13 protein-coding genes and 1 tRNA gene are annotated in these 15,320 nt (G+C 65.1%); all 14 read right to left on the reverse strand.

Annotation, left to right across the window (positions count from 1 at the left end):
- Nucleotides 1-7: 7 nt before the first annotated feature.
- Nucleotides 8-796: a DUF2497 domain-containing protein gene (locus AAFG16_RS26275; RefSeq protein WP_342729994.1), complete on the reverse strand. Its 789-nt coding sequence runs from the start codon at nucleotides 794-796 to the stop codon at nucleotides 8-10.
- 303 nt (nucleotides 797-1,099) lie between these two features.
- A complete protein-coding gene (locus AAFG16_RS26280; RefSeq protein WP_283086974.1) occupies nucleotides 1,100-2,485 on the reverse strand; it encodes a TolC family outer membrane protein in 1,386 nt (461 codons plus the stop codon).
- Between the two features lie 205 nt (nucleotides 2,486-2,690).
- Nucleotides 2,691-3,347 carry a methyltransferase domain-containing protein gene (locus AAFG16_RS26285; protein ID WP_342729996.1) on the reverse strand — a complete coding sequence of 219 codons (657 nt, stop codon included), beginning with the start codon at nucleotides 3,345-3,347 and terminating at the stop codon, nucleotides 2,691-2,693.
- 138 nt (nucleotides 3,348-3,485) lie between these two features.
- On the reverse strand, nucleotides 3,486-3,665 hold the full coding sequence (locus tag AAFG16_RS26290; RefSeq protein ID WP_342729998.1) for a hypothetical protein: 180 nt from the start codon (nucleotides 3,663-3,665) through the stop codon (nucleotides 3,486-3,488).
- 210 nt (nucleotides 3,666-3,875) lie between these two features.
- Nucleotides 3,876-3,950: transfer RNA gene (locus tag AAFG16_RS26295), tRNA-Asn, on the reverse strand.
- A gap of 132 nt (nucleotides 3,951-4,082) precedes the next feature.
- Nucleotides 4,083-4,451, reverse strand: a complete 369-nt coding sequence (locus AAFG16_RS26300; RefSeq protein WP_283079290.1) for a hypothetical protein — start codon at nucleotides 4,449-4,451, stop codon at nucleotides 4,083-4,085.
- Nucleotides 4,452-4,658: 207 nt separating this feature from the next.
- The gene (locus AAFG16_RS26305; protein ID WP_283079291.1) at nucleotides 4,659-6,359 is read right to left on the reverse strand and encodes a flotillin domain-containing protein; all 1,701 of its coding nucleotides are present in this window, start codon (nucleotides 6,357-6,359) and stop codon (nucleotides 4,659-4,661) included.
- A gap of 27 nt (nucleotides 6,360-6,386) precedes the next feature.
- On the reverse strand, nucleotides 6,387-7,046 hold the full coding sequence (locus AAFG16_RS26310) for an OB-fold-containig protein (RefSeq protein WP_283079292.1): 660 nt from the start codon (nucleotides 7,044-7,046) through the stop codon (nucleotides 6,387-6,389).
- A gap of 10 nt (nucleotides 7,047-7,056) precedes the next feature.
- Entirely contained in the window at nucleotides 7,057-8,220 is a 1,164-nt protein-coding gene (locus AAFG16_RS26315; RefSeq protein ID WP_342730002.1) for a PspA/IM30 family protein, read from the reverse strand.
- Nucleotides 8,221-8,515: 295 nt separating this feature from the next.
- Complete coding sequence (locus AAFG16_RS26320) at nucleotides 8,516-8,902, reverse strand: RidA family protein (protein ID WP_283079294.1); 387 nt, start codon at nucleotides 8,900-8,902, stop codon at nucleotides 8,516-8,518.
- Nucleotides 8,903-8,916: 14 nt separating this feature from the next.
- Nucleotides 8,917-11,247 carry an acetamidase/formamidase family protein gene (locus tag AAFG16_RS26325; RefSeq protein ID WP_342740974.1) on the reverse strand — a complete coding sequence of 777 codons (2,331 nt, stop codon included), beginning with the start codon at nucleotides 11,245-11,247 and terminating at the stop codon, nucleotides 8,917-8,919.
- Between the two features lie 134 nt (nucleotides 11,248-11,381).
- Nucleotides 11,382-12,623: an acetamidase/formamidase family protein gene (locus AAFG16_RS26330; protein WP_342730004.1), complete on the reverse strand. Its 1,242-nt coding sequence runs from the start codon at nucleotides 12,621-12,623 to the stop codon at nucleotides 11,382-11,384.
- A 43-nt stretch (nucleotides 12,624-12,666) separates the two neighbouring features.
- Complete coding sequence (locus tag AAFG16_RS26335) at nucleotides 12,667-14,289, reverse strand: amino acid ABC transporter permease/ATP-binding protein (RefSeq protein WP_342730006.1); 1,623 nt, start codon at nucleotides 14,287-14,289, stop codon at nucleotides 12,667-12,669.
- A complete protein-coding gene (locus AAFG16_RS26340; protein ID WP_342730008.1) occupies nucleotides 14,289-15,206 on the reverse strand; it encodes an ABC transporter substrate-binding protein in 918 nt (305 codons plus the stop codon). The genes AAFG16_RS26335 and AAFG16_RS26340 overlap by 1 nt, the downstream gene beginning before the upstream one ends.
- Nucleotides 15,207-15,320: the final 114 nt, after the last annotated feature.

Consider the following 15,320-nt stretch of genomic DNA (forward strand, 5'->3'; position numbering starts at 1 on the left):
CCGGCTGCTACCGGCCGCCGCGCGAGACCCGCTCGATTTCGGCCTTCACGATGCGTTCCACGAGGCCCGGCAAATTGTCATCGAGCCAGGATTTCAGCATCGGACGCAGCATCTCCTTGACCAGGTCCTCCAGTGTCCGCGCATTGCTGCTCAGCACCGTGTGGGCCAGGGAGTTGAAGGCGGACTCGACCGCCGAGACCGTCGATTGCGCCAGGATCGGCTGCTGCGGCGGCAGCGGCTGCGCGTCGAAATCCACCGGCGCGTAGGACGGCGAAGGCGCCGGGCGCGGCGGCGGCGATTCGGCGAATTCGAGATCGTCGCGCGGCTCGACCTTGCGGAAGCTCGGCGGTGGTGGGGGCGGTGTCGCCTCAACCGCCATCTCGTCGGTCAATTCGAGCACGTCGGGCTCAGGCTCGGGCTCCGGCTCCGGCTCCGGCTCCGGAGCACGAACCTCGGGCGCAGGCGTCGCCGCATCGAGCCCCGCCAGCAGCGCGTCGATATCGTCCTGGCTGTTCGGTCCGGCATCCGCTGCGGGCGGGGGGGGCGGCGGCGCTGGAGCCGGCTTCGCAACCGGCGGCGGCGCGGGCTTCTCAGCGGCAGGCTTTGCAGGCGCGACCTTGGATGGCGGAATGTCGTTGATCGCCTGCGGCTTCGGCGGCGTGGCGGGTGCCGCGGCCTTCTCGGGCTTTGCAGCGTCTGCGGGCGGCGGCTTCGCCTCATCGTCGGCAATGATGCGCCGGATCGAGGCCAGAATCTCCTCCATCGAGGGTTCTGTGACCTTTGCAGGCTGCGTCATCTCCGACTCCACATCATCAACGCCCTCGCATGCGTTGTTTTACACCAAGCACGACAGGATTGGCCGGTTCCGGACGAACGCCCCGACATTTTCGTCGCGAGAGCCCGACTTGTCCCCAGTTCACGGCTCAACGTGCGACGGTGCGCCCCTGCCCTCGGCACTCAAGCTTACGCACGCGACATCGGTGCGGGGCGAATCGACCCGCATCTTCTTGGCAAGGCTATGTCAGGGATTTTGATGATTGCAAGCAAAGCGCCGGTCGGCCTCAATTGTTTGCGAGGCCGACCGGATGCTTACGGGAAATCAGCGTCCGTCAGGCGTGCGCACGCCGGACCAGCTGTCGCGGACCTGCTGGTAGTGAACGCTCGGATCGTAGACCGTGGTCGAAAGGCCGAGGACCTGCGGCGCCAGACGGCCGACGGCGTTGAGCACCGAATAGGACGCCACGACGCGGTCATGCTGGGCAGTGACGAGCGCAACGCGCGCGTTCACCAGCGCTTGCTGCGCGTTCAGCACGTCGAGCGTGGTGCGCTGTCCGGCCTTTGCCTCTTCGCGCACGCCGTTCAGCGCGATCTCGGACGCCGTGACCTGCGCCTGCGCGGACTTCACCTGCGCCTTGCCGGCTTCCAGCTGGCCCCAGGCCTGCACGACGTTGGCGCGGGTCTGATCGCGGGTGGTTTCAAGATTCAGGCGCTGCTGCGCCAGGTTCTCTTTCGACTGGCGGATCAGCGAATATTCCGTGCCGCCCTGATAGATCGGCACGGACGCTGTCGCGATGGCGGAAGCCGTATTCGTGCGGAAAACCTGGAGGGTCTGCTGGTAGGCTGTGCTGACCGCAGCCTGAAGCGTGACCGTGGGCAGCAGCGCGCCTTCGTTGATCTTGACCTGGAGAAAGTTGACGTCGATGCCGTACATCGCGGCCGTGACGTTGGGGTTCTCCACCAGGCTGAGATTGACCGCCGAGGCGATTGTCGAGGGCAGGAAACGATCGACCGGGGAGCCCGGGGCAAGATTCGTCGGTTCGTTGCCGATGATGCGGCGGAAGTTCGCGCGCGTCGTCGTGAGATTCGATTCGGCAGTCAGGGCCTGGGTCCTGCCGGCAGCCAGCTGCGCTTCGGATTGCGCGACGTCTGTGCGCGTGACTTCGCCGACATTGAAGCGATCGCGCGTTTGCTTGAGCGTCTGTTCGAGCACACGCACGTTGCTGCGCTGAACCTCGAGCGTTGCCGCGTCACGCAGGTAGTCCATGTAAGTCGTGGCGGCCTGCAGCAGGACCGACTGCTCGAGCACGCGCAACGCCTCGCGCGAGCCCGAGACCTGGCTCTCCGCCGCGCGCGTCCTGTTGGCGGTCTGGTTGCCGTTGTAGAGAGTCTGGTTGACGGTCAGGCTGGCGCTGTTCGGCTGCAGGACGCCATGGAAAGGCTCTCCCCTCTGCGCTGCCTGGGTATCCTGATATTGATAACCGGTGCTGAGGTTGAGCCCGACCCTCGGGCGATAACCCGACAAGGCCTGCGGCACGTTTTCGTCGGTCGAGCGCACCTGGGCGCGTTGTGCGTTGAGCTGCGGATTGTTCTGATAGGCGCGCACCAAGGCGGCCTCGATCGTGTCCGCCAAGGCAGGCGCCGGCCCTGCGAGCGCCAGCAGCAGGACCGAAACCGCAGCTCCGGTGAAGAGCTTCACCCCATGCATCCCAAAAATTCCGTTCATCTTAACGCCCGACTCGTGCCCGCGAGCTGGGTTACCGTCTACCGAGTGGAGTCGTTGCCCCGCCGCAACATAGGACGCGGATTGGCGCAACGGAACTACCTCAAGGCAGTTCCCGGTGGAAACTCTTCACGTGCAGCATCCCGGCCACACTTCTGATTCAGAACGGTATTTTAACGCGCTTGGGCCGTCAGAAGACGAAGCTGGCGGTCCGCTCCAGCCCGGGAAGCACCGGGGCTGCGGCATCGAACAGCGCCCGATGGCCGAATTCACCGTGGGTACGGGTCACGATCATGGCCCGCGGCGGCTTGGACTGGGCCGAAACGCCGAGCAGATGGCCCCCCTCCCTCAGCTGCTCGAGCAGCCCTTCCGGCGTCACTTCGGTGGCACCGTTGAGGATGATGACGTCATAGGGAGCGGCAGACGCATCACCCTCGGTGCAGGCCGCAGCCTTGCAGGTGACATTGGCGAAGCCAGAAAGGGCGTCCTTGGCCTTCGCGGCCAGGGCCGAATCGCATTCCGTCGCGGTGACCTGGCGGGCAAGCTTTGCGGCCAGCGCGGCGAGGTATCCGGTGGCGCAGCCGACGACCAGAACGTTGTCGCCCTCGCCGATCTCGGCGGCCTGGAGCAGCTTGCCGGTCAGCGCGGGCTTGATCAGGAAGCGCTTGGCGTCACCCTCGCTCACGTCGAGATCGACGTCGAGATAAGCCAACGCCTGCCGCGCCGCCGGCACGAACGCTTCGCGTGGAACCGTGAGCATGGCGTCGAGGACGCGGCGATCGGTGACGTCATTGGTGCGCACCTGGCCATCGACCATTTTGAGGCGCGCGGTCGAGAAACCGGACATTTGCGGACCCTGCAATGCGGACGATGCCGCGGACGGAAGTTGGCGGCATCTTTGGAACAGGCTCCGCGAAAACGCAACACGTCCGTGCGCCCGGGCAAGCCGCGGGCTGCGCAAGTCACGGCATGAGCGGACGCTGGACTATTCGATCGTGACTGCGAGCCGGCCGATCAGCGCGGCGACCTCGTCGAGCCGGGCCGAATCGGGCGTCTCGACCGCATGCGCCAGACGGGCAAGGCATTCATCGTCGCTGAGCTCGGGAAGGTCGGCCGGCAGAATCGAGGGGGCCACGTGGGCACGGTCGATCTGGATGTCGGGCATGGGAATCAGCTCCGTATGAGTCCGGCCCTGGGAAACTCGATTTGAATTGAGTCGATTTGGCGCCGCCCCCGTGGCGCGACGGCGAGCGTCCACACAAAAGCTTGAGCGATTCTGCGCCGGATCGAGGCGATCGGTGTTGAGACAGCGCTGAAGCAATGTCGCTCACCGCATCAGGATGCGGATGTAACTTATTGCAAATGCGATGAAATTTGGCTCCCCGGGCTGGATTCGAACCAGCGACCATCCGATTAACAGTCGGATGCTCTACCGCTGAGCTACCGAGGAAAAGGGCGAACCAGTCGTTCGCGCGGGGTGCGTATAACAAAGCCGCTTGCGCTTGCAAAGGACGAATTCGTCGTCATCCGCAACGCGCCCGAGGAAGGGCCGCCGGGGGCCCCTCCTCCGCGGCATGCGAGGTCACTCGGCGACGAACGAGGTCGTCTTGGTGCCGGGGTCGTAGCGCAGCCGCAACGCGGTGAACTTGCAGAGATTGACGTTCTTCCACAGCACCGACTCGTCATAGTTCTGCCAGTCGACGCGGATGTTCCAGACACATCCCTCGTCATCGTCGTCGAACTCGACATAGGTGCTCGCCTGGTTCTGCAAAACCTTGTCGAGCTCGTTGTCCCATTCGTCCAGGCCATCGTCCGGCGCATTGAAGCCCAGGAATTTGATGGCATAGCCGGTCTCGTTGACGACGGTGACGTTGCGGGCGTCGGCCGCGAAGGCCGTCGTGGCGGCAAGCATAAGACCAGCGGCGATCAGTCCAGACAGAAAATGCTTCATATGAAATCCCCCGATCGAAAAAGGCTCCAGTGCCTACGTCGATCGGCGCAGGCGCCGCGGCAACCAATGGCGTTGCCTCAGGAAATTCGTCCGGAGTGCGATCGAAAGGCTCAACACGCGATCGATCCGCACTTCGGCACGTTGCGCGACGCGAGACGCGCAAGGGGTTCATATCTTTTCGAATTCTCCGCAGCAATGAATGAGCATTCATAGATCGGCGTTGTTTGTTTTCTCCGGTGCGGGCGCCGGCACCGCGGCGCCGTTGCTCTTTCCGGTGACCGCGCCGACCAGCGCTTTCACGGGATCGTCCCCCGGCGCAAAGCCGCTCTGGCGCAGGATCTCGTCGATCATCGGCCGCAGCGCGTGCACCTTGAGCAACTCGCCGGCAAGCCCTTCGCCGAAGCCGACGCTGCCGCCGCCCACGCCGCTACCATTGCCGCCAAAGGCGCCGCCGGTATGCAGGATGCGGACGTCCTTGAGGTTGGCGATCGGCTTCACCATCTCGGCCAGCGCCGACGGCATGGTCTCGATCCGCTTCTTGGCGATCTCGAAATCGATGACATTGTTGCCGAGCTTGTTCTGCGCCTCGTTCTTCATGGTGATGACGGCGGCCTCGGCTTCGCCGATGTTGCGAACACCGACCGCCTTGATCTTGTTGGACTCGGCTTCGGCCGTCGCCAGCGTCTTGGTGGCCTCGGCGCGATCAAGCGCGGCCTTCTTCTCGGCTTCGGCCGCGACGATCACCTCGGTCGACTTGCGTTCCGCCTCGGTGCGTGCGGCAAGCACCTGGGTGAGACGGGCGCGATCGGCGACCTCGACCGCGCGCGCAGTGACCACCTTTTCCTCCGCCGAGACGGCCACCGCTTCGGCCGTCTTGGCCTCGGCCACGGCCTCCGAGGTCTGCTTGCTCTTGGCCGCGATCTGGATTTCGTTCTCCTGCGTGGCGATCTGGATCTCGCGCTGCGCATCGGTCCTGCGCTTGTTGATCGCCAGATCCGACTCGATCACCGCGGTCTCCTTGACCTGCTTGGCGCCCGCCTCCTTCTCGGCAACCGCCCTGTCGGTGTCGATGCGGGCATTCTCCTCGGTCAGGCGCGCGGTCTGCGTCGCGGTCGCGACCTCGGCGCGGGTGCTCGCGGTCTTGTTGGCGATGTCGCGCTCCTGCGACAGCTCGGCCTCCTTCTTGGTCCGCTCGATGCCGAGGGTCTGCTGCCGCGCCTCGAGGTCCTTCTGTGCGATCGCGACCTCGTTGTCGCGCACGATGGCGTTGCGGTCCCGGCGGCGGGTCTCGGTGATGGTCTTGAGCTGGGTCAGGCCTTCGGCGTCGAAGAAGTTTTCCGGGTTGAAGAACTTGACGTCGGTCTGGTCCAGTTTGGTCAGTGAGACCGACTCCAGCTCGAGGCCGTTCGATTTCACGTCGGACTCAACGGTCGCCTGCACGTGCTTGACGAAATCCGAGCGCTTTTCCTGGAGCTCCAGGATGGTCATGGTCGCTGCCACCGACCTCAGACCGTCGACGAATTTTGCCTCGACCTGGTTGCGCAGCGCCTCGGCATCGTTGGTCAGTGCACCCAGGGTCTGGCTGGCGAGCGCAATGCTCTCGTCGTCGGGACGGACGCGGACGTAGAATTCGGCGACGATGTCGACGCGCAGGCGGTCCTTGGTGATCAGCGATTCCCGCTCCTTGCGTTCGACGGTGAGCCGCAGCGTCTTCAGATTGACGCTGGCATAAGAGTGGAAGATCGGCAGGATCATGGCGCCGCCGTCGAGCACGACTTTCTTGCCACCTAGGCCGGTGCGCACGAACGCCTCGTCGCGGGTGGCCCGCTTGTAGAGGATGGTGAAGACGATCCCGAGGACGACGATCAGCGCGACGCCGATCATGGCCGGGACTGCGATGTCGAACATGACTTTCTCCGCTAATGAGCTTGCTTGCTAGCTGCTTAGAGTGGATTTGGACGGCTTGAGTTCATCGTCGGCCTTCACCGCCACGAAGCGGGTGCCGTCGCGATCGACCAGCAGGACCATGGTCCCCTGCGGCAATGGTCCCGATGCGGGCGCCGCAACCGCCCAGACGAAGTGCCTGTTGCCGTGAACGTCGGCGACGCTGACGCGGCCGGGCGGTCCCTGGTCGAGCGGACCGATGACGACCTCGCCAACGCGGCCGACGAGATCGCCGAGACCGACGGCATAGCTTTCATCCTTGGGAATGAGGCGCGCGATGGCACCGCTGGCGGCGCGGACCAGCGGCACCGACACCACCACGGCGCCGACTGACGCGACCGTCGCCGGCAAGGGACCGGCGACCATCCGCGCGATGTCCTGGATCAGGAAGCCGGTGATGGAGAAGGCGCCGAGGGCCAGCAGCAGGAAGATCAGCAGCGGCACGCCACCGACATTGACCCACGAGATCGCGTTGATCACGCCATTGTCGCTGGGGTGACTGAAATCGATGCTGGTGCCGAGCATCTCGCTCAGCGAGGCTCCGACCAGCATCGTGACCACTTCGATCGAGCCGACGATAAGGATCATGGCCGCCGCAACCGCGAACGGCCTGACCTCCGGCGCCATGACGTGTTCGAGCAGTGCGCTCATGACACGGCACTCAAGAGCGCGACTTCAGCCGCGCCAGCCTCGCTGCAATCTCCTTGTCGCGATGGAGCGCACTGAGCTCGTCGATGTCGCTCGAATAGGGGATGCTGGCGGGCACGCCGGTGGCCCGCGCCACCGCCCTGCCCGCGCGCAGCGCCTTAGCCGCCGCGGAACTGCCGCCGGATTTGCGCGGCGACGCCGAAGCCTGGTGGCTGGCGTGCGCCTCGCTTTTTTCGAGGTCGGCGCGGCGCTGCTCGGCATCCTGGAGCGCCGACAGCACCGCGCGCAGCGAGGTCACGCATTGCTCGATCTTCTCGTTGTTCTCGTCGATGGCGCGGGAGAGCACCTCGAACTGCGCCTCCAGATCCATCTGCCGCGCGATGCCGGCGCGGGCGAGATCGTCGCGGCTGTCGGCGATCGCCCCCTCGATCTTGGCGGCGAGATCGGTCATCTCGCGCTCGATCTCGGTGCGGCGGGCGTTGAGGCGGTATTCCTCGGCGCGTGCGGAGGCGAGCGCATCGCGCGCCTCGCTCTCGGCGCGCTCGATCTCGCGGATGGCCTGTCCAACCACCTTGATCTTGTTCTTGCCTTCCGCCTGCTCGATCGCGTCGTAAGCGATCCCGGCGATCAGGCGCCCGACCCGGGACAGGAAGTTGTCGGGGGCGGCAGCGATGGTATCCATAGCGTTCTCCTCCTCTGGCAGACTGTTCGGCGTGACGCCGTAGTGAACTTCGAAACCGTCGTCGGTGCGGATCAGGTGCGCGGGCACGCTCTGGCCCCAGCCCTCGGCATAGCCGGCGTAGTCAAAGGGCACGCTGAAGCGCCCTTGCACGGTCGAAATCGAAATGGTGGCGGGCCCCTTGATCTTGGCGAGCTTGTCGTCGAGCGGCAGCCGCCGGCCCTGAGCGGCGCGATAATCGGCGCGGTCGCGCAGGCCGAGCGTCACCAGCCGCGAGGGCAGCGCGGTCTCTTTGCGGATCGGCTCATAGGCATGGGCGTGCAGCAGCACGACGTTGGAGCCGACATTATGGGTCCGGGCGACTTCGTCCAGGATCTCCATCATGCGGTCATAGGCCTGGAATGTCGCCTCAATGGCGGCCTTGGCGGCCGGGTCAGGGGCAAGCCTGTAACGCAGCGCAGACGGCGCGTTTCGGGACGACGGGCTCATGGAAAGCACTAAAGCACCATTTTGGTGCTTTAGGAAGAGGAGGTGCAATCACGTTCCACTGATCCTTATGCGCTCTGTCGATTAGTCGCTGGCCGCCATCGGGGCGTTCAAGGGCGCGGGATCACTCCTAGATCCCTGCCGATCAAGACTTCTTGCACGCGCGGGTTGCAATTTGAGGCGAAATGCAGGGAGCGTTCGGCAACGCTTTGTGCCGTCGTTCCCGTCTCGCCTCCTGGACGCGCAGCAACGGGTGTTTGCTCGTCGGGCAACACAGGACTTGCGGATGGAGCGAAGCGGAATCCGGCTACGACGGCCGCCGGCACACCAGGTCGATCTCGATCAGCGCATCATAGGCCAGGCCGGTAACGCCGACGCAGGTGCGGGCCGGCAGCCGATCTGACGGGAAGAACGTGCGGTAGGTCTCGTTCATCGCAGCGTAGTCTTCCTTGAAGCGCGTCAGATAGATGCGCGTCATCACGACGTGCTCGAGGCCAAGATCGAGGCCGGCGAGAACCACCTTCAAATTCTCCATCACCGCACGGGTCTGCGCGACGATGCCGTCGGGCAGCACGCCCGGCGTCTGCGGCGTGTCCGGCATCTGGCCGGTGACGAAGACAAAGCCATCGGTCTCCACCGCGTGGCTGAAGGGCGCGACCGGCTTCGGTCCGCCGCTGATCATGTGGAATTTCACCTGCGATGTCCTTGTTAAGTCGCGTCCTGAAACAGACGCTTGCTGAGGATAGCGTGCACGCCCCAATTGCCGTCGACGACTTGCGTGACGCCGAAATCGACGGCCGCCGACATCAGCGCGATCGCCTCGTCCTCGCTGAGCCCTTTGACGTTCATCAGGAAGCGCCGCATCTTGCGGAAGGCATCCTTCATGGCGAGGTCGAGAGAGGATTTTGCGTAAACCTCGCTCTGCCCCTGCGCGCCGAACTCGGCGAGGTAGTTGGGGTGGCTGAAGCCGGTCAGCACCCAGTCGGTCGCGGTCTCGATCAGGGGATAGGAGAGATCGGCATAGGGCTGACCGGCGAGATCGGCCTTCTTGTGCAGGATCACCTCGAAGGTGCCAGTCATTGAGCATTCGATCGCGGTACCGCTGAGTTCGCCGTCGCCTTGAGCTGCGTGGGGATCGCCGACCGATAGCAGCGCGCCGGGCACGGAGACCGGAAGATAGACGGTCGCCCCCTTCCCCAGCCGCCAATTGTCGAGATTGCCGCCGAAATAGGACGGCGGCACCGAATCGACGAAATCGACCTCGCGCGGCGCCACCGCGATGACGCCGAAATGCGGCCGCAGCGGAATGCGGATGCCGTCGAGCACGGCATGTCGGCGCTTGATCGTGCCCGAGATGACGGGAACGCCGGGATAGTCGTAGGTGGTGTGGACGACGCCGAACGGATCGGTCTGCGGTTCCCAGCGGTAAGAATAGAGCGCGCGAGCGTGCGGCGCTTTCGCGTCGTCGAATATCTCGTAGATCGTGACGGCTTCGCGCGGCTTGGGGCCGCCGAGAAACTCGTTGTAGTGATAGCCCCACCATGCCGCGACGGAGGAGCCGAACACTCGACCGGCGTGGCCGGGATTGCGGCTCGCGCGCGGTACGATGTCCAGGATACGCACCTCCAGCACATCGCCGGGCTGGGCGTCCTTCACCGCAACGGGCCCAGTGCAGATGTGCACGCCAAACCCCTCGCCGGCACCGCGGCCGAACACGCTGGCATCCATTGGCCCGGCGCCGCGGCGATCGACGTTCTTCCTGTCGCGGGTCCAGCCGAACACGCTTTCGGCGCCGGCATCGCCTGCGATCATCATGTCGGGAGCGTCGGAGGCATGCTGCGTCAGCGTCTCGATGGTGATGGTATCGCCGGAAGCAATCTCGATCTGCGGCGGCAGCGAGCGGCTGAAATAACCCCAATGAACACGGCTGGCCTCGACCGGGAGATGGTGGTGCTTGCGCTCAGTGGTCGTCCGTTCTTCGGTGCCGGGACGCGCAACGCTACTTCGGGCCTCCACGCTCTGATGCGCGCGCAATTGTGCCAGCGCCTGCTGCGGCCAGCCGCGCTGTCCCGCCGCGCCATGCTGTGAGGTCGCCCGCTCCGCCTCCTGCTGGCGGAACTCGCGCGGCGGAAGGCCGAAACGATGGCGAAAGGCTCGGCTGAAATGCGCGGAATCGCCAAAGCCGTAAGCGTAAGCGATCTCCGAGATCGAGCGATGGGCCTCGGTCGGGTTGGACAGGTCCGCCCAGGCCCGCTGGAGCCTGCGCTCGCGGACATAGTGGGTAAAATTGTCGCCAACCGTCTCGAACAGTTTTTGCAAGTACCGCTCGGAAATCCCCTCGGCCTGCGCCACGCGTGCCGGCACCAGATCGGGATCGTCGAGCCGGCGCTCGATGGTCTGGCAGATCCGGTGCAGCAGCGCAGCCTGGGTCGCGCTCGATCCGGCGTCGGAGGCCGAGGCCGCGAGTTGATGCGCGAGTGTCAGCAGGAGATCGACGAGGGACTGCGCGACCGAATTCCATTCGGCATCGCTTAACGCGTCGAGCGTGCGCGCGGTGGCGTCCAACAGGCGTGAGAACACATCGGCAAAGCCGCTGGGCGAGACGACGCGGGGCTCGCCGAGCCGCGGCTTGCCCGAGAGCCGTCCGTGCAGTGCTTCTGAGGTCACCGACAGCACGACCGCGCGCATGTCACGCTGGAACACGATGCTCCAGTCGCCGCTGCGCGGCAGCAGCACGAGATGGCCGACGGGAACGATGCGATGGCCGCCAGCGCTCTTCAGCACCATGCCGTCCTCGACCGGCATCAGCGCGATCGGAAGGTCTTCATTCGCTTGCACGAGCGGCGCGACGCTCTGCGCGCCCGCGGCCATGCGCGTCAGCGCGACGCCGGCGGCGTGACGATGCGAGGCGGTCGCGTGTCCGTCATAAAAGGAATGGCTGCCCGCCGGTTGCAGCCCGACCGCCGCCAGCACGTCCCGCCAGGCTTCGGGGCGGTCGTCTTGCGCGTAGGACTCGCTCGTGAACGGGCGGAAGCTCATCGGATCGACCCAGATTGCGGTCGATCGAAGCAACCTCCGTGCCAGCCGCACGCGATCATCCGTCGCCGTGACGGGCCACAGACGGGGCTTGTCCTTCACGCGTTCATTCCAAAATCCGAATGTGTGTCAATGCATTAGTCGCACCGAAAAATGTTCTTGCGGATCGTGCCGTGGACGCCCCAATTGGCGTCGACGACCTGGGTGACGCCGAAATCGGCGCCGACCGACATCAGCGAGATCGCCTCGTCCTCGCTGAGGCGATGCACCGTCATCAGGAATCTCCGGAGCTTGCGGAACGCATCGCGCATCGCGCGGTCGAGGCTCGAATGATTGGCGATCTCGGTTTGCGCATCGGCACCGAGCGCGGCGAGATAGTTCGGATAGGTGAAGCCGTAGAACGACCAGGCGTGATCGGTCTCGAGCATGGGATGGTCGAGACCTTCGAGATGGGTGCCGGCCAGATCAGCTTTCTTGTGCAGGATGAACTCGAAATCGCCGGTGAGCGAGGTCTCGATTGCGGTGCCGCCGAGCTCGCTGTCACCTTGGGCCGCATGGGGATCGCCGACCGAGAAATAGGCGCCTGGCACCGCGACCGGATAGAACATCCGCGCGCCCTTGCCGATCCGCCAGTCGTCGATGTTGCCGCCGGTGTAGCTCGGCGGGATCGAGCTGACGAAATCGGCTTCCGACGGCGCGAGGCCCATGGTGCCGAAATGCAGCCGCGCGGGCACCTTCACGCTGGAGAGGATGTTCTCGCGCTTTTTGATGGTGCCGTGGTCGACGCGCACGCCGGGATAGTCGATGGTCGGGTGCACGATGCCGTCGGGGTCGGTCTGCGGCGTCCAGACGTAATTGTAGACGGCCTTTGCGTAGGGCTCGCCCGAGGTGTCGAGCTCGAAGATGGTCACGACCTCGCGCGGCTTCGGCTCTTCGATCAGGTCGTGATAGTGAAAGCCCCAGTTCGCCGCGACATTGGAGCCGAAGCAGCGGCCGGCGTGGCAGGCGCTGCAACTCGGCCGCGGCCGGACGTCGAGGATGCGCACCTCCAGAATGTCGCCGGGTTCGGCGCCCTCGATTGCGACCGGGCCGGTGAGGAGATGCACGCCGATGCCCTCGCCCGCGCCGCGGATGAACGGGCCTTGTGTCGGGCCGGAGCCGCGGCGCGCCACCGCTTTATGCTCGCGGGTCCACTGGAATACGCTTTCGGCGCCGGGATCGCCCTGGATCATGCGGTCGTAATCGTCATTGGCATGATGCGTCAGCGTCTCGATGGTGGCGCGATCTCCCGAGCGTAGCGTCAGAGCCGGCGCGACCTTCTTGGAGAAATAGCCCCAGTGGACGGTCTTGGGCGAAACCGGCAGCGTCACATGCTTCATGAGGTGGCCTCTTCGGGGGGCTTGAACATGGTGGAGAGAGCGCTCATCGCGCTGCCTCCGGAGTCTTGTCGGCTTCCATCACGCTGAGGAAACGCGCCGTCAGCGGATTGCGGGGATTGGAGAGCACCTCGTGCGCAGGTCCCTCCTCGATGATCGCGCCGCCGCTCAAGAACGCGACACGGTCGGCGACCTCGTCGGCAAAGCGGATCTGGTGCGTCGAGATGATCATGGTGAGGCCGTCATCGATGGCCAGGCGGCGGATCACCTCCAGCACCTCGTTGACGAGTTCGGGATCGAGCGCCGAGGTCGGCTCGTCCAAGAGCAGCACACTTGGGTTCGGTGCCAGCGCCCGCGCGATGGCGACGCGCTGCTGCTGGCCGCCGGACAGATGTCGCGGCAACGCATCGGCGCGATGCGAGAGCCCGACACGGTCGAGCAACTCGGTGGCGCGGCGTTCGGCATCGATGCGGGTCATGCCGTGGACCCAGCGCAAGGGACCGGCGATGTTCTCCTTGGCCGAGAGATGGGCGAACAGATTGAACTGCTGGAACACCATGCCGACGCCGACGCTGGCGCGCTCATTGGCAATGGCGCGCGGCGACAGCGGCTTGCCATCCTCGCCAAAGCCGAGGCGGCGGCCGCCGACGCGGACGGTGCCAGCGTCCCAATTCTCGAGATGGTTGATACAGCGGAGCAGCGTGCTCTTGCCGGAGCCGCTGGGCCCGAGCAGCGCGACGACCTCGCCGACGCGCACCGTGAGGTCGAGGCCATCGAGCACCCTGTGCGGGCCGTAGCTCTTGGTGAGGTCCTTGGCTTCGACCGCGATATTGTTGCGCGCGATCGTCGCGGCGCGGCGGGCGCGTTCCTCGCGGGTCAGGGCCAGCGGCGGGGTGTCGGCCAGCTCTGCCGGCGCGGCCTCGGGATCGGCGCCAGCCGCATCGGCAAGGTCGAGCTTGGTAGCGAGTTCAACGCGGCGCCAGGGGAGATAGTCGGCGAGCTTGCGCTCGCGGCGCGTGGTGCGGTCGAGGTCGAGCAGCCACTCGGCGAAGAGCTGGATGCCGCTGATGGTGGCTGTCAGCACGAGATACAGCAGTCCCGAGGCAAAGAAGATCGAGAAGAAGTCGAAGGTCGAAGACGCCAGCTGGGTCGAGCGCAAGGTCAGCTCCTGCACCGCGACGACGGACGCGAGCGAGGAGTTTTTCAGCGCGCTGACGGCCTCGTTGCCGAAGGCCGGGATCATGGTGCGGATCGCCTGCGGCGCGATCACCCGGCGCATCAGGATGGACGGCGTCATGCCGAGCGCCTGGCCGGCCGTCAACTGTCCACGATCGACGCCGAGCACGCCGGCACGCAGCATTTCCGCGATGAACGGCGCCTCGTTGCAGGCGAGCGCAAGGCCGGCGGCCAGCACCGCTGGCAGCTTGATGCCGATATGCGGCAGCGCGTCGTAGGCGAACACCATCTGGAGGATCAGCGGCGTGCCGCGGAAGATCACGGTGTAGCCCCGGGCGATCGCCGCCAGGGGCCAGAAGCGCGAGAGCTGCATGCCGGCGAGGATCAATCCAAGGATCAATCCGCCGCCGAGCCCGAGGGCGGTCACCTCGAGGGTGAGCTCGATGCCCTCGAGCAGATACGGCATGCTCAGGTAATGGAGGAACAGCGACATCAGTCAGCCGTCAGAATGTCCGGCTCCTTGAAGTTGTTCACGTCTAACCCATGCTTCTTCAGAAGCTCCATATGCGTACCGGCCTTCTGCACTTCGATCAGCGCGGCGAGCACGGCGTCGCGGAATTTCGGCTTGTCCTTGGGCACGGCGATGCCGACCGAATACGGGATCGTCACCGCGATCGCCTTCTCCAGATTGTCGGGATAGGCCTTCACGGCGCTGTCGACGGTGTTGACGTCGTTGACATAGGTGTCGGCGCGGCCGGCGAGGATCGCCTGGATGCAGTTGGCGTTGTTGTCGTAGAGCTGGATCGTCGGCTCGGGCTTGCCGGCCTTCTTGCATTCCGGGATCAAGGCCTGGATCAGGGGCACCTCGACATAGCCGGTGTTTTCGGCAGCAGCGGCGCCGCACATCGACATGTTGATGCCGTTGATGCCCTTTGGATTGCCCTTGGCGACCAGCACGCCGTCGAACACTTTCGAATAGGTGATGAAGTCGGCAGCCTTCGCGCGTTCCTTGGTGGCATAGATGTCGGAGATGACGATGTCGGCCTGGCCGGCGGCGAGCGTCGTCAGCAGCGCTGCGAACACCACGGGCTTGTAGGTCAGCTTGAAGCCGAGACATTCCCCGATGGCTTCGCCGAGATCGATGTCGAAGCCGATATATTTGCTGGGGTCCTTTGGATCGATGGTCTCGTAGTCCGGTGTGTGCGGGTTGATGGCGTTGACGAGTGTCTTGCCTTTCCAGTCCGGATATTTCTCCTGGAGCGCGGCGCAGGCGGCCGGTGCAGCAGCTTGCGCGCTCAGCGGCGTTGCGACGACCACGCCGAAAGCGAGCACGGCACCAAGCGCGGCCTTGCGCCACGGCTGCGATGCGCGCGCGATCCCCCGCGCATGGGGCAATAGCCGTCTCTCCATCTCCTGCTCCTTCGAATTGTCATGGCACTGGCCATGTTCCAGATCCCGGAAGGAAGCCTAGGTGGAGTGGACGGGGAAAAGCTTGTCCGCGGCCGTACAAAAAATTGGATGAAC

It is taken from the genome of Bradyrhizobium sp. B117 (assembly GCF_038969555.1).
Classification (GTDB): domain Bacteria; phylum Pseudomonadota; class Alphaproteobacteria; order Rhizobiales; family Xanthobacteraceae; genus Bradyrhizobium.